Origin of the sequence: Methylococcus mesophilus (assembly GCF_026247885.1) — a bacterium.
Lineage (GTDB): Bacteria > Pseudomonadota > Gammaproteobacteria > Methylococcales > Methylococcaceae > Methylococcus > Methylococcus mesophilus.
Genome location: NZ_CP110921.1, coordinates 1,102,760 through 1,118,373, shown reverse-complemented (window position 1 = coordinate 1,118,373; position 15,614 = coordinate 1,102,760). Strand labels below are relative to the sequence as shown.

General features: G+C 58.1%; 9 protein-coding genes and 1 pseudogene. 5 read left to right on the top strand and 5 right to left on the bottom strand.

The window, feature by feature from the left end:
* Positions 1-21: 21 nt before the first annotated feature.
* From OOT43_RS05015 to OOT43_RS04995, 5 genes and pseudogenes are all read left to right on the top strand, one after another.
* Complete coding sequence (locus OOT43_RS05015; RefSeq protein ID WP_266023667.1) at positions 22-1,347, top strand: cation:proton antiporter; 1,326 nt, start codon at positions 22-24, stop codon at positions 1,345-1,347.
* 468 nt (positions 1,348-1,815) lie between these two features.
* Positions 1,816-3,282 carry a sodium:proton antiporter NhaD gene (gene nhaD, locus OOT43_RS05010; protein WP_266023666.1) on the top strand — a complete coding sequence of 489 codons (1,467 nt, stop codon included), beginning with the start codon at positions 1,816-1,818 and terminating at the stop codon, positions 3,280-3,282.
* 2 nt (positions 3,283-3,284) lie between these two features.
* Positions 3,285-3,749: pseudogene (locus OOT43_RS05005) on the top strand (FAD:protein FMN transferase).
* 122 nt (positions 3,750-3,871) lie between these two features.
* Positions 3,872-5,440: a DUF4118 domain-containing protein gene (locus OOT43_RS05000; protein ID WP_317134050.1), complete on the top strand. Its 1,569-nt coding sequence runs from the start codon at positions 3,872-3,874 to the stop codon at positions 5,438-5,440.
* Positions 5,441-5,442: 2 nt separating this feature from the next.
* Complete coding sequence (locus OOT43_RS04995) at positions 5,443-6,144, top strand: response regulator (protein ID WP_266023664.1); 702 nt, start codon at positions 5,443-5,445, stop codon at positions 6,142-6,144.
* Between the two features lie 210 nt (positions 6,145-6,354).
* Here OOT43_RS04995 and OOT43_RS04990 read toward each other — a convergent pair whose 3' ends face one another.
* The 5 genes from OOT43_RS04990 to OOT43_RS04970 all read right to left on the bottom strand — a co-directional run bounded on the left by OOT43_RS04990 (position 6,355) and on the right by OOT43_RS04970 (position 15,386).
* Complete coding sequence (locus tag OOT43_RS04990) at positions 6,355-8,424, bottom strand: acyltransferase family protein (protein WP_266023663.1); 2,070 nt, start codon at positions 8,422-8,424, stop codon at positions 6,355-6,357.
* 165 nt (positions 8,425-8,589) lie between these two features.
* Positions 8,590-9,132 (bottom strand): hypothetical protein, encoded by a 543-nt coding sequence (locus OOT43_RS04985; protein ID WP_266023661.1) that lies wholly within the window; start codon positions 9,130-9,132, stop codon positions 8,590-8,592.
* A gap of 600 nt (positions 9,133-9,732) precedes the next feature.
* Positions 9,733-10,461 (bottom strand): esterase family protein, encoded by a 729-nt coding sequence (locus OOT43_RS04980; RefSeq protein WP_266023660.1) that lies wholly within the window; start codon positions 10,459-10,461, stop codon positions 9,733-9,735.
* A complete protein-coding gene (locus tag OOT43_RS04975; RefSeq protein WP_266023659.1) occupies positions 10,458-11,411 on the bottom strand; it encodes an acetylxylan esterase in 954 nt (317 codons plus the stop codon). Before OOT43_RS04975 ends, OOT43_RS04980 begins: the two co-directional genes overlap by 4 nt.
* A 27-nt stretch (positions 11,412-11,438) precedes the next feature.
* A complete protein-coding gene (locus tag OOT43_RS04970; protein ID WP_266023658.1) occupies positions 11,439-15,386 on the bottom strand; it encodes a non-ribosomal peptide synthetase in 3,948 nt (1,315 codons plus the stop codon).
* Positions 15,387-15,614 lie beyond the last annotated feature (228 nt).

Sequence of the window (15,614 nt, the reverse complement as noted above, 5' to 3'; positions counted from 1 at the left end):
CACCCCATTCCGAAGACGACGATGAGCACGTCCCCCGCAACTACCGTATCGGTCCACGCGGCCGAAACCCTGCTGTTTTTCACCCTGCTGCAACTCGCCGTCATCGTGCTGATCGGGCGGATCGGTGGCGCCCTGGCCTCGCGCGCCGGCCAGTCGCCTGTGGTCGGCGAGATCATCGGCGGCATCGTTTTGGGTCCCTCCCTGTTCGGGCTGCTCTCGCCCGACATCTTCAAATTCGTGTTCCGCTCCGCACCGCCCGAGCCGCTCACCATACTCTCGCAGCTCGGCCTGATCCTGCTGATGTTCCAGATCGGCCTGGAGTTCGATTTCTCGCATCTGAAGGAGCAGCGCAACCGCCGCGCGGTCCGCAACGTCGCCTTGGTCGGCCTGGTGTTGCCGTTCGTGCTCGGTCTGGGGTTCGGCTATCAGACCGCACCGCTGCTTTCCCCCGAGGCCGACCGCCTCGCCTCGTCGCTGTTCATTGCCACCGCCTTCTCGATCACGGCCCTGCCGATCCTGGGCCGGATCATGATCGAATTCGGCATGACCGATCACAAACTCGGCGTCATCGCCATCAGCGTTGCGGCGATCAACGACGTGGTCGGCTGGTTGCTGCTGGCGCTGGTGACCACCCTGACGGTCGCCGAATACTCCCATGCCGAATTCGCGCTCAAAGTGGGACTGGTCGCCGCGTTCATCGTGCTGAGCTGGTTCGTAGTGCGGCCGGCGATGAAGTGGCTGGTGCGGCGCTTCCAGAAGTCCGAAGCCGGGTTGTCGGGCAACCTGCTCGGCGTGCTGCTGGCCGGGATATTCCTCGCCGGCATGTGCACTTACAAGCTGGGGATCTTCGCGATCTTCGGCGGCTTCATGATGGGCGTCGTGCTGCACGACGAACCCGCACTCCGGGCTGCCTGGAAGGAGAAGGTAGGGCACTTTGTGACGGTGTTCTTTTTGCCCATCTTCTTCACCTTCACCGGCCTGCGCACCGAGATCGGCGGACTGGACACCCTGCAATTGTGGGGCTGGTGCGCTCTCATCATCCTGCTGGCCACCCTCGGCAAGCTCGGCGGCGCTTACTTCGCCGCCCGCCTGTCCGGCCTCAGCCGCAGCGAATCGGCGATACTCGGGATTTTGATGAACACCCGCGGCCTCATGGAGCTGATCGTACTCAACGTGGGCTACGACCTCGGCGTGATCTCCCGCAACGTCTTCACCATGCTGGTGCTGATGGCCATCGTCAGCACCGTTCTGACCACGCCTTGTTTGAGGGCTTGGTTGCCGAAGGCAGGATTTGCATTGCCTCGGCGGCGCGGAAAGGTTTATCGAAACGCGAGGGAGGCAAGTTAAGGGCAGAAGGATTGCTTACCATTCGCCACAGGATCGCATCTGAGTTGATGGACGTCGGGATGGAAGTGTCCCTCCTCCGGAGGCTCATGTATTTTTCGGCTTCTTTCGGTCAGGAAGCGATTTCCGCAGGACGCTGCAGGGAATGACTCCTCCTCGGCCTCAACGGCCATTCGCCCTGATCAATATCGGCCGTTCACGAACGTCCTCTATCTTCATGAGTCTCCCCGTTTCAGTATGGACGGAGCGAGTTCTTTGTCTGCCTGGAAATACCGCATAAAGACAAAGCACTGTTTCTATCCTGAGCACATTTCTTTACGAAAAATTTAGCCGAGATGCCTTAGCTTAGCTCACGCGCTTTCAACGCAAGGTGGAGGGCTTTCAAAGAGACATTCCTCGACAAATTCGTTGTCGAACGCGTTTCTCCAAAAAAGCTGCGACCGCCAAATCCAAGAATACCAGTGAGTCTAAATGAAAACATCAACGCAACGATTTTATTATTGTAATCTACTGATATTTATCTTTGGCTTGCTTATGCCTGGCTTGGGTTTCGCACAAGAAGCAACGGCGGCAATGCAGATAGACTTGAAGCATCATTTCGTCGGGTATGCCGCGATTGTAATAACGGTACTCGCCTATGCCATTGCTATGACGGAGGACTTGCATCAAATGAGCAAGGCAAAGCCAATGGTGCTGGGATCGGCGCTCATGTGGTTTATCATATTTGTGTATTACTCCGTAGAAACGGGAACCGCAAAAAATGTTACTCCCGCCTTTCAATCCAATTTGATGGCCTATGCGGAGCTATTTTTGTTTATTACCGTGTCGATGACGTTCTTGAACTCCATGACAGAACGCGGAATCTTCGACGCATTGCGCATCGGTCTGGCGAATCGGCAATACAGTTATCGGCAGTTATTTTGGATTACCGGCATTTTGGCCTTTGTGCTGTCTACAGTAATCAGCAGTCTGACGGTCGGCCTGCTGATGGGCTACATCGTCTTAGAGATAGGAAAAGGTCAGCACCGGTTTGTCGGTCTTGCAGGCCTGAATGCGGTGATTGCAGCTAACGCGGGCGGTACCATGAGCCCTTTGGGGGGCATTTCCACCTTCTTCGTCTGGCAGCAGAACATGCTGCACTTCACGGATTTCTTCGACCTGACGATCCCCTGCATCGTCAATTTCCTGGTACCGGCCGCCATCATGCATTTCTCTGTGACGAAGGGTAAACCGAGCTTCCCGAAAGAAACGCCCATGCTGAAGCGCGGCAGCAAGCGAATTATTTTAATATTCGTCCTGACTTTTAGTATCACTATCCTATCCAATGTCTTTCTCGACATGCCGGCGATAGCAGGCATGATGTTTGGTTTAGCCATACTGCAATTCTTCGCCTATTACTTAACCAAGTCAGAGAAATTGCACCATTTCCTGACCGACTATGAGGCTAATGAAAGGCAAATCTATTTGGATTCACAAAAAGGATTTGATGTTTTCAAGTGCATTGCCGGCGTGGATTGGGATACCTTGCTGTTCTTTTATGGCGCGATGATGATAGTCGGTGCCCTCAATTTCTTAGGGTATCTAGATGCGATGGCGCATTTTCTGTTCACGGAAATTAGTGCCACAATTGCCAACATCATTATTGGTTTGGCTTCTTCCTCCATTGACAATGGCACGTTGATGTTCGCGGTTCTCAATATGCGCCCGCCATTCCCCATTGGGCAATGGTTATTACTCACTCTCACACTGGGCGTCGGTGGCAGTCTACTGGCGATAGGCTCGGCCCCCGGGTTGCATGTGTTGGGATTAATGAAGGGAAGCCTGGGAGAAGGCGAAGGTTATACCTTCTCGTTTCATTTTCGCTGGTTGCCAGCCATTTTGTTAGGGTTTTTTGCCAGTATTCTGGCGCTGTTTTCCGTTAACGGCGGCATGTTTTGACTATGCGTTCACACCTGAGATCGCCGCACATGAACAGGTTTTGGATGACTGCTCCGTTGTTGATGATCTTGGCGCTGTCGGGCTGTAGTCAGTCGCCCACCGAAGCCGAAATTTCTGGCGAAGCACAAGACACCACCTACCATATCAAGCTCGTGCTCGACGATGGTCAAGCCTCCCTAGAAGAGATCAAGCAGCAGGTGACAGCCTCCCTCACTGAGATCGACGCTATGCTATCCAATTACCGGGCTGATTCGGAGATCTCTCATATCAATCAGCAAGAGACAGCCGATTGGCTGCCTGTATAGGCGGAGATTGCAGTAATGCTGGACATTGCCCACCTGGTCTATGAACGTTCTAGTGGTTATTATGATCTGACGGTTAAGCCGCTTTTCAAATTTTTGGGCTTTTCCCGCTTTGAAAATCGGGTGCCAACGCAACTGGAAATTGATGCAGTCTTGCCTCTATGATGGCTCCGACAGTGTCAGAGAAAAGTTGAGCAAGGCCTTTGTTGCATCCCAATGAATTGGATGAAAAAAGGGAACGACATCATCCGTTACAGGCCCAATATTAGGTGTTCAGCGCTTCGATAATGATGAGCCAGGACAGTAAATCAAACGGTAATTGTACCGGTGTTAGTAGAGCTAGGTACGGCTATTGGCCTTGGTTTTGGGGGGTCGTCGTTCCCTTGATATTGACTCTCCTCGATTGGCTGTTCCGTCAGTGGCTCACCTCAAGTAACATCCTGATGTTCGATTTGCTGGGGGTATTTTTCGTCGCTATTCGCTTCGGCTTCTGGCCGTCCATATTGGCGTCCTTGATCAACGCCGCGTCCTTTGCTTTTTTCTTCGCACCTCCCATCTTTTCCTTTGCGATCGCCGATCGGGAAAATTTGGCAGGACTCGCAGTGACAATATTGGTCGGCGCTGTCACCAGCAAGCTGGCTCAAACAATCCGTTTCCAGAAACGGGAGGCAGAACAGCGCGAACATCGAGCATCGGCTCTTTACCGACTGAGTAAGGAATTGGCGGAGGCGCAGCTCGAAAGCGAAATAGTAGAAATCGGCGTACGTCATGTCTATTCTGAGTTCGGCAGTCGAAACACATTGCTGTTTCCTGACCACAATGGGCTCATCGGTTATCCCGGCGAACCTCCATTGGAGATCTCTCTGCAGGGAGCCGATTTGGACAGGGCTCAATCGGCATTTCAGAAAGGCCAGATAACCGGCTATGGGACTGATCCGGTCGCTAATGTCACTGCGTTATACGTGCCCCTCAACGGATCGACGGGACCTCTTGGCGTTCTCGCACTGGAAGCTGTCGATTTGCCGCAGATTTCGGCACCGGAACAACGCCAACTCCTGGACACGTTTCTTAACCAGATCGTTCATACCCTCGAAAGGGCTCGTCTGGCTGAGCAAGCCCAAGATGCAACCTTGAAGATAGAGGCGGAAACCCTGCGGAACTCCTTGCTCAGCAGTATCTCCCACGATTTGAGAACGCCCCTTGCCACAATCGTCACGGCGGCCACGACGCTAGAAGCGGATGGGGAGCGTTTGGACGATGCCCACAGGAAAAAATTGGTGGCCGCCATCAGTGAGGAAGCCCAGCGTATGTCGGACCTGACCACCAAAATACTGGCAATGGCGAGACTGGAGGCCGGTGAAGTCGTCCTCAATCGACAATGGTACGCCCCCGAGGAAATCATCGGCAGCGCATTACGCCGACTCGACAAACGACTTAAAGGTCGGTCAATCAATTTGAATATGAAAGATGGTCAGGCGCTGATCTATGTCGATGCCGTCCTGCTGCAGCAGGTCTTGGTCAATCTGTTGGACAACGCCGACAAATATTCCCCTGCAGGCTTGCCCATCGACATAGAGTTGCAAACAACGCCCCTCGGCTTATTCATATCCATCGTAGATCGGGGTGCTGGAGTTCCTGACAGCATGCAGCAAAAAATTTTCAATAAGTTTTTTCGCGTGCACGCAGAAACTGCACAGAGCGGGGTTGGCTTGGGTTTATCCATCTGCCGCTCTATCGTGGAGGCCCACGGCGGCATGATCGAGATGAGTAACCGCGATGGGGGCGGCGCGGTGTTTAAGCTGCGTCTTCCCATTCCGGAACATGCTCCCACCATTACGCCGGAAGAGAGAGGCTGACGATGATACAACCCGCCCCCTTGCTATTAGTCGTCGAAGACGACCCACAGTTTCGACAGTTGTTGAACACCACTTTGGAAGCCCAAGACTATTCGGTATTTGCTACTGCTAATGGCCGGGACGGGTTGATCGCTGCCCGTAATCGACAGCCAAGCCTGTTGATACTGGATCTGGGCTTACCAGACATGGATGGTCAGGATGTCATCCGTCGTTTGCGCAAGTGGTCTGATATGCCCATCATCGTTCTCTCTGCCCGTAATCAGGAAAACGATATTACCCAAGCGCTGGACAATGGAGCCGACGATTACCTGATTAAGCCGTTCAATGCGGCCGAACTCGTGTCTCGCATTAAAGCCCTGCTTAGACGCATTGCAAGAATGCCCGGTGGTTCTCAGGAGTTTCTCCACGTCGGCGAGCTGAAAATAGAGTTGACGAAACGCAGGGTTTTCGTGGGTGTGGAGGAAATTCACCTAACGCCTATCGAGTTCCGCTTGCTCTGCGTACTGGCGCGCAACGCCGGGCTCGTGGTTACTCACAGACAATTGCTCGAAAAGGTCTGGGGGCCTTCCTTTGTAGAACATAGTCATTATTTACGAATTTACATGGGACAACTCCGTCACAAGATCGAAGCAGATCCAGCCCGGCCCCGCTATTTGTTGACCGAAGCCGGTATCGGTTACCGTTTATGCGACGAGGTCTTTTAGCAATGCAAACCTTTTTCCGAGATCTGGGGCGTTGGTGCATACTAAGCATTAAGTGTCTTACATCAATTTTTCAGCATTGAACAGCCCTGTGGTGGGCGCGGCCCGGATAATCCGCTTGCCTAGAATAGGGAGTCCTCTTTCTCGAGATTCCGTATATCCTGGCGCATAGAAGGGTTAGGCAGAATACTCAACTCGAACTCCGAGCTTCAGCTATGGCGATAAAGCGGCATCTATAGGGCTTCTGTTTTCGATAACAAACCTGGAGCGCAAGTGGTTTTCATCCTTGTAGATGGGGCGGCCATCCTTGTCGAGCCGTGAACATCTATAGTCCGGGCATAGGCTTGAGACTTGATCGATAACCTGAGCCCCCGATTCGAGAGCAATCATGCGTAACTCATTGTTCAGGTCGATCTGCTCCTGGGGAAGGGTCATGACATTTCCCTCCGAATTCCGTCCAATGTCGAGCCTGTTCTTAAGCATTTTACGCGGATTAAAGAAGTGTCCATTTGGGTTGTCCAGCAGCAAATAAACAGAGTAGCCTCTCGAAAGTTCGGTGAGCAGCTCCTTAAGGGACGCCAGAGCCAGCCTCCTGCCGTCCTGGCCTCGGAATAACACCTTGTCACCGTCCTTCTGATAGTAGAAATCCTGCGGATCGTTTTTAAGCCTTTTTGTGCGGGTTTGGTCGATGAAGTAGCAATTCCAGCACCCGCCAATGACGATCTTCTTGATATCCGGCGATTTTTTTAGCAGCTCCAGAAATTTCTCTACGAAACTCCTGCAATGCTGGTGTATTGCATCGTCAAAAACAAAAGGAACTACGGGACAGCCTATGTCAGCCATGAATAATACAGGCGGAATCTGTCCCTGTTCGCTGGCATGCGCTACTTTGGGACTGAATTGCATGACGTGCGAATCTCCAACGATAATCATTTGGGCGGGCTGGGTGGAGTTTCCATAAAGAGTCAAGCCATCGGCTTCAATTTTTTTCAGGCCGTTTGGCCACTCCCAGTCATCGATAGCTTCAGAAATCTTATTGTGTTGTTCGGCAAAGAATCTATCAGGCAGCCCGTTTTTTTCGTACGCGCCGTATCCAAGAGACCCGATAAGCGTCATCAGTATAAACAAGGAAATAGCTGCCGGCTTACCATGTTTCCCAGAGCGAATCGGCTTCTCAATTGCTTGGTATGTCGCCCAAGCGAGTACTATTGAGCATAACACTGCGGCGATGCGAACGGAGTGGCTGGGGGTTTCACCTTCAACGAGGTTCGCGAACGATAAGAGCGGCCAATGCCATAAATATAGCGGGTAGCTGATCAGTCCGAACCAGACGATCAACCTCTTTGATAGTATGGCGCGGTTTACCCATGCATGAGGCCCGGCCGCGATAATCGATGCGGCACCGGCGACCGGCACCGTAGCCAAAAACCCTGGGAAGTTATCTTCTTTGGATATAGCAAATATCCCCGTGCCAATGATAAGTATGCCCAGTACTGATTGGAGAGTCCTGGTTTGGATGGTATTTTGATCAGCGTGCCATACGGAATTAACTTTGCCTGCCAAGATGCCTAGAAGTTGCCTGGAGTTACCCGAAAGCCAACCCTTATGCTGAATGGAATAAGCTAGGATGGAGCCCGTGAGGAGCTCCCAAAACCGTGTTTGTGGCGAATAGAAATCTCCTACGGCATCGCTGCGATATGTCGTCATGTTCACCAGAAAAGAAACGACTATAATCCCAATAGTTGTTGCCAGGAAGTTGAAACGATATTTCCATGCCAGCCAGAGTAGGAACGGCCAGGCGAGGTAGAATTGTTCTTCGACTCCAAGACTCCATAAGCGAAGTAAAGGCTTCGTCGTCCCTGCGTTATCGAAATAGCCGCTCTCCTGCCATAGAATAAAATTGGAAATGAATCCTGCCGAGCCAGCCACGTGCTTTCCGAGTTGCTTATACTCGTCGGCCAGCAGTACAAACCAGCCAAATGCAAAAGAAGTCATCAACACCGTACTTAATGCAGGAAATATGCGACGGATACGACGTCCATAGAACTCGGTAAAGCTGAACCGCTCCTGTTCGAGACTGCTGAGGATTATATTAGAGATGAGAAAACCTGAGATGACAAAAAATATATCAACACCGATGAATCCACCTTTGAGGAAATCGGGAAAGGCGTGAAAACCAACGACAGCAAACACCGCAACTGCGCGTAAGCCGTCGATATCAGGGCGGTATTTCTGGTAGGCTAGATGGGTTGAAGGGCGATGGGTGGGAAGGGGAGTTGTCATGGGAATTACTTATTGCCGCTGGCGCAATAATAATAAGTTAGATTACCCCCGGCAATGCCTGGGGGTTTGCCTCGATGAATTAAGACAACGCCGGATCACTTGCGGCGGAACGGCGCCGCGCTGATTCGGCGGGGTTTGATGTCCGGCCGGCCCCGCGCTGGCCTATTATAGCGGTTGACTTTCCACCTGCGCCGTTTCCGGAAACACCGCACGGGCTTCGCGTACGAATAAGGCTCGGAGTTTGTCCCAAAAATCGCCGCCCAGTACGAAGAGGCTAGTAATGAATACCAGGTCGCTGGCAATGTTCGTGTAGAGCCTCCAAGGCGAACGGTCTGGAAGCCATTCAGGGGCATAGCCTTGGACATAAGTTACGACCAGTGGCGATAGAAATAGGACCAGCCCGATGAAATGACGGACTGGCCCGACGTTACCAGCGGGCTTGTTGCTGGCAAGCCAGCGTTTCGCGGTGGACACTATGCGCTCGAAGTTCTCCTTGCCCATGATTGCGACCGCCGCCAGGGTTCCAATATCCGGCGCGAGAAGCATGGAGCCGGCCACGGCTTTAAGCCATCCCGGCCAATGTTCCTGAATGAGGAAAGGAACAATGAACAGCAAGTTACTGGTGACCAGTACTGCGAGGCCGAGTCCAAGGCGGGCATCGAATCTATTTGCACTGTTTCCAGGTGCCATCGGGTTTTTTGAATACATCCAGGGTGATTTCGATGCTATGCATAACAATTGATTAAATTGTTTCCGTATAGCTTCCGGTCATTCTCATCATGCCGCCCGGCAACATGCTTTGAGTTGCCTGCTCTATCCTTCTGTCTATCTGACTTCCAGCGGTAAGGGGTCCATCATGCAATCGAGCTTTACTATGAAATAATGATACCCGAACCGTCCACCGGACAACCACTGAGTCTTTCCGCCCCCATCCTTCATCCGGTGAATCCGGCCCACCGGAGCCGCCGGTTCGCTCAATAGCCGCTGGCCAGCGACCATTGACATAGGTTGATGCCCTCTTCGTAGTATCGTGATGCGTCCAATCTGGAATACCTAGCTAGACCGCATCTGCCCACCAGCATCACCAGCAGATTCGGCGTCCGCTATTCTGGATAACCCATACCTTAGTGACCGAAAACCACCCATTCGACCCTTCCGATTGACTGGCGGCAACGGGTCGCGAGCTGTCTTCGGCGTGTTGAGCTACCGGCCGGGGGGCGGTCCCTTTACGAGAACAGATGCCACATCAGCCGGCCTGCTCAATGCCCGAATCGAACAGGGCAGACACCAGTTGGAAACATTCCCTGCTTAGACGTACAGCGGCGCCATCTTCCGCCAGGCATGACCCTGGTGAGCGCGCCCGTCCCAGGTATGGAGGGCATGGGGGATGCCCTTGGACCACAGAATCCGGCTCAGGTCGCGGTTGTTGCCCAGAAAGGGGTCGTCGCAGCCCACCACGAGCACGATGTCCATGCGCCGCAGCGATTCGAGCCGCCAAGGGCATTCCAGGTTGGGGAGAAAATGCGAGGGGGTGTGGTAGTAGATGGTGTCGTCGTAATAGCCGTCGAACAGGTCGCGGAAGTGTTCCACGCCAAGCGTCAGATCGTAGCGGCCGGAGAAGGCGGCCACCTTGCGGAACAGGTGGGGGTGGCGGAAGGCGATGTTGACGGCGTGGTACGCGCCCAGGCTGCAGCCGTGCGCGATGGTGCAGGGATGCGGGTTCCTGGCGGCCATCAGCGGGAACACTTCGTTCAGGATGTATTCCTCGAACTGGACGTGGCGCCGGATGCGCTCGGCCGGATGGCGCCAGAAGCAATAGAGGGCTTCGTGGTCGATGCTGTCCAGGCAGAACAGCTGCAGGTGGCCGGCCTCGATCTTGTGCCGCAGGCTTTCCACCAGCCGGAGGTCTTCGTACTCGTGGAAGCGTCCGTCACGGGTCGGGAAGACCAGCACTTTTGCGCCGGCATGGCCGATCACGAGCAGTTCCATGTTGCGGCCCAGGCGTTCGGTGTACCAGCGGTGATATTCCCGGTTCATAGCGGCTCGAAAAATGCCGCAATGGCGGCGGACAACGATCGGTCCTGTTCGGGCTTGCGCGGATAGTCGAAATGTCCCGCGTCCAGCACAAACAGCTCTTTCGGCCCGGCGAGCGCGTTGTAGACGGCGAACTGGCCGGGCGGCGCGACCGCCGGATCGAACAGGGCGGCGGCGACGTGCACCGGGATGCCGGTGAAGCGCGCGGCGATGGCGGCATCGTAATAGGCCAAGGTTGCCGTCACGTTACCGTGGGTGGCTTGATAGCGCCGGACCGATTCCCCGCTGCCGACCGTCGGCAGCGTCAGCCGCAGCGGCTGGTGGCCGAAGGTCGGCACGTTGAGATGGGCCCTGCGGATGCGCGGCTCCCACGGCAGGCTCAGGGCGCCGATGCCGCCGCCGAAGCTGATGCCGAGGTAGCCCACGCGGCCTTCGACCTCGGGAAACAGTTCGAGCAGGGCACTGACGGCCAGCCAGAGGTCGTCCACGCAGCCGCCGAGGACGTAGCGGTCGCGATCCTCGATTCCGCACAGCACATGCCGGTCCGGAGCGTCGGGAATGCCGGAACAGCGGCTGCGGGAGAGGCCGCGGAAGCAGGGAAACAGGACGGCGGCGTCGTCGAACGGGAGATCGAGATCGGGACCGCCGCGGCCACCGTAGCCGTGGCCGACCACGAAGCCCCGGTTGATCCGGCCGTGCGCCGGGATCAGCGCCCAGCCGCCGATGTCGATCGAGCCGGTCGAGCGGTAGGTGAGGTCGAATGTCTGAAAGCGCGGATGGCTCCAGCCGCAGCGGCGGAGTTCCGGCCGGGGAGCCACGGTTCTCGCATTGTCATACCTCGCCGACCAGAAGGCGGCGAAGTCTTCCGGCGGGTCGGGCGGTTCCACCCGGAGCAGCTGGTCGAGGGAAAACCCGTAGGTCGGATCGAACGGGTAGGAATGGCTGAACGGCATGATTTCCGGCGAGGTGGGGATGCGGGGTCAGCGCCCGCTGCTCCCCAGGGGCCGCGCCCGGCGCCTCAGTTCGTCGGCCAGCGTGCGGACGTGCGGTTCGCCGAGCAGGGTGTAATGATTGCCGGGTACTTCCACGACGTCGATTTCCTCCGCCAGTCCGTTCCAGCCGAGCAGCGGATCGTCCAGGGCGGTGGCGGCCTGCTGGCGGGCCCGGAACAGCGTGAGGGTGCCGGGATAGAAGCCGGGCAGGTAGCGGTAGGCGGCCTTGACGTTAGCGGCTTTCATTTCCTCCAGCGGACGGGCGTCGGCCCGGCCGGGTGCCAAGCGCGCGCTGAGGCACTGTTTCGCCCACTGCATCTTATCGCGCAGGAACCGCAGCTTGTCCGCGGTGCCGAGTTTCACGAAATGGACGGCGAGACGCAGCAGCTTGGTGCCGAAACCGGGGGCGTCCGCCGCGCGGTTCCAGTTGTCGAAATTCGCCACCAGCGCGACCTCGTCTCCCAGTGCGTGGAACTGACGGGCCATCTCGAAGGCGATGATGCCCCCCATGGAGTGGCCGCCGATCCAATACGGCCCCTGCGCCTGGACGGCCTTGATTTCCGAGATGTAGAGGCGGGCCAGACTTTCGACGTCGGCGCCGATCAGGGCGTCCTCGCCTTCGTCCATGCCGGGCGACTGGATGCCGTAGAGGTTGAAGTCGGCTTTCAGCGATTCGGCCAGGGCGTGATACCAGTGCACGCTGCCGCCCACGCCGTGGACGAGGAAAAGCGCAGGCCCCTGGGCGGCCTCCAGGCTCAAGGGAACGATGTGGGTGTTCGGAGTCTCCGCATCGCCCCCGCCGTCGATCAGTGCTGCCAGTTGTTCGACCGTGGCGGCCCTCGCCAGGGCGGCGAACGAAAGCCGTTGGCCGCAGGCGAGTTCGATGCGCGTGAGCAGTTGGAAGGCCCGCAGCGAATCGCCGCCGATGGCGAAGAAGTTGTCCCGGAGGCCGATCGAGCGTGCCGGGAAAAGCTCCTCGAAGATCGCGGCGAGTTTCCTCTCGCTGCCGCTGCGGGGAACTTCGGCGCCGCCGGCTGAGGGGGAGGGCGCTGCAGGATCGGGCAGGGCCTTGCGGTCCAGCTTGCCGCCCGGTGTGAGCGGGAATTCCGCCAAGGCTAGGAACACCCGGGGGATTTTGTGCTCCGGCAGGGTGTCCCGCAGGAAGGTTTCCAGGTCCTTGGCGTCGAACCGGCCGCCCGGCGCCGGAACGACGTAGGCGGCGAGATATTTCCCGCCCGGCGCTTCGACGGCCTTCACCGCGGCCTGGGCCACGCCGTCATAACGCTCGATCGCCGCTTCGATTGCGCCCGGTTCGACCCGGAAGCCGCTGATCTTGACCTGGTTGTCGTTGCGCCCCACGAAAGACAACTGGCCGTCGGCGCCGTAACGCACTAGGTCGCCTGTGCGGTACATCCGGGCCTCGGGGGCGCCGGCGAACGGATCGGGGACAAAGGCCGCGGCGGTGAGTTCGGGACGCCGCCGATAGCCTTTCGCCACGCCGGCGCCGCCGATGTACAGCTCGCCCGGCACCCCGATAGGCGCCGGTTGCAGATGGCGGTCGAGCACGTACAGGCGGACGTTGTCGATGGGCCGGCCGATCGGCGGATCGGTGGCCGGCGGGCCGGCAGGGGAGAACTGCGGCGGCTGGTAGACGGTCGCGGTGACCGTCGTTTCGGTCGGCCCGTAGGTGTTGAGCCAGGCAACGCGGGCTGCGCCGGGCAGGCGGTTCCAGGCCTCCAGCATGGCGCGGGAGGCCTTTTCCCCGCCGACCACGGTCAATCGCAGGCTGTCGGGCAGACCTGCGCCGCTCGTGCCGAGTCCCCGTACCAGTTCGTTCCAGAACGCGGTAGGAAGGTTGAACACGGTGATGCCTTCGTGGGCGGCCCAGTCCAGGAACTCGTGGACCGAATGGCCCTGGGTCTCGTCGCGGAACACGACCGTGCCGCCGGCATGCCAGGTCGGGTAAATCTCCTCCACGCAGATGTCAAAACTGATGGAGGCGTACTGCAGGACGCGGTCGTGCGGGCCGAGTCCATAGCGGCGCTGCATCGCCCCACACAGGTTGACGACGCCGCGGTGCGGGACCATCACGCCCTTCGGCAGGCCCGTCGAACCGGAGGTATACATCAGATAGGCGAGGTGGTCCGGCTTCGCGCAGCACGGGGGAGCTTCGTCCGAGCCGGCGGGGTCGGATTCCCAGCCGGTGTCCAGCCGCAGCAGTTCGACGCCGGGATGGCGAAGGGCATCGGCCAGGGCGGTCCGGGTCAGCACGATCCGCGCGCCCGAGTCCTCGAGCATGTAGGCGAGCCGGTCTTCGGGATAGGCGGGATCCAGCGGCAGGTAGGCGCCACCGGCCTTCAGTACGCCGAGGAGGCCGACCGCCAGTTCGCAACTGCGGTCGAGCAGCAGGGCGACCACGGAACCGGGACCCGCGCCTTTGCTCAGCAAAAGGGCCGCCAACCGGTTCGAGCGCCGTTCCAGTTCGCCGTAGCTCAGGCGCTGGTTTCCGCTTTGGACCGCGATGGCGTCCGGCGTGCGGCGCGCCTGCGCGGAGAAGAGTTCGCCCAGGGTGACTTCGGGGTAGCGGGTGCCGGTGTCGTTCCACTCCACCAGCAGCCGGTGCAGTTCGCCGTCCGGGAGGCTGCGCAGGTCTGCGAGTTTGCCGTCGGCGCAGGCCGCCAGGCTCTCGAGGATCGTCAGCAGTTGTTGCAGCATGCGCTCGACGGTGTCGTCCTCGAACAGGCGGCGGTCGAATTCGATCTTGAGCAGCAGGCCGTCGGCGAGGTAGCCCGCCAGGATGAGGTGGTCGGTCTGTTCCTTCAGTTCGAAGCGGCGCTTGTCCCAGTCGCCGCCCCGGGACTTCACCACGTGGTAGTTCTCGAAGACCACGATGGTGGTGAACAACGGCATCCCGGCCGGCAGGCCGCTCCAGGCGTGGATACGGGCCGTCGGCGTGTGCTCGTGGTCGCGCACGCTCAGGTGCTGGCGCCGAAGCTCGCGGATGAATTCGGCGACGGACTTGGCGGGGTCTGCCTTCAGGCGCACCGGCGTGGTGTTGATGATCGGCCCGACGATGGCCTCGCCCGCCGGCACGGATTTACGGCAGGAACGCGTGGCGCCGAACACCACATCGTCGAGCCCGCTGTGGCGTGCAATCAGCAGGGCCCAGGCGGCCTGGACCAGGGTGTTGAGCGTGACGTCCTGCTTCTTCGCGAGTTCCTGGAGCGCCTCATAAAGGGCCGGAGGCGCCCAGGCTTGAACCAGTCCGCCGGTGTGGGCGGGCGACAAGGGCCGCGGCTCGGGCAGGGCGCTCAGGACGCGGTTGGGTTCTTCGGAATCCGCCAGCAGACCACGCCAGTAGTCTTCACTCGCCGCGAAGTCGACGGAGTCCAGCCAGTCGATGTAGCCGCGGTACGGCGTCGCCGGCGGCAGCTCCGGCTCGTGGTCGTCCCGCAGTGCCTGGTAGATCAGGAACAGCTCTTCCATGATGATGAGCCGCGCCCGTCCATCCAGCAGCGCGTGGTGGTAGGTCCAGACCGCCCAGTGTTCGTCCCCGGCGATGCGAATCAAACTCAGGCGGTGCAGAGGCGCCTCGGCCATGTCGAAGCCGTGCAGCCTGTCCTCGGCGAGGAAAGCGTCGAACCGGCTCTCCTGTTCCGCCCGCGCCAGACCGCGCCAGTCGAAGTCGGCCCAGGGCATCGTCACCGCGGGCTCGACCCGTTGCAGCGGCGCCTCCAGGTTTCGCCAGACGAACGCCGTCCGCAGGATGTCATGCCTGGCGACCAGGCGGGTCCAGGCCTCCCGGTAAGCGGCTTCGTCGAGATTTTCGCTGGTTCGCAAGACCAATTGCTGGATGTAGGTACCTTCCCGCTGATCGAACAGCGTCGCCGAGAGCATGTTTCCCTGCATCGGCGAAAGCGCGTAGCAATCCGTCATCTTCTGCACCTTATACGTTCTTACCGCAGTGCCGTGGCTCTGACCCAGAATAGCCTCAAGACGTGTAAGCCATTGGACATTTATAGGATGCTCGTCGGGGGCGGCGAGCGCCGGTGCCGATCCATGCCGCAAAAGGGTTGGATTCGCTGTATCATTTCTATCTTGACGCCTCGTATATCCGAGTTGCGAGTACAATCCAGACCGATGACGGCGACCGGCCGACTCGGC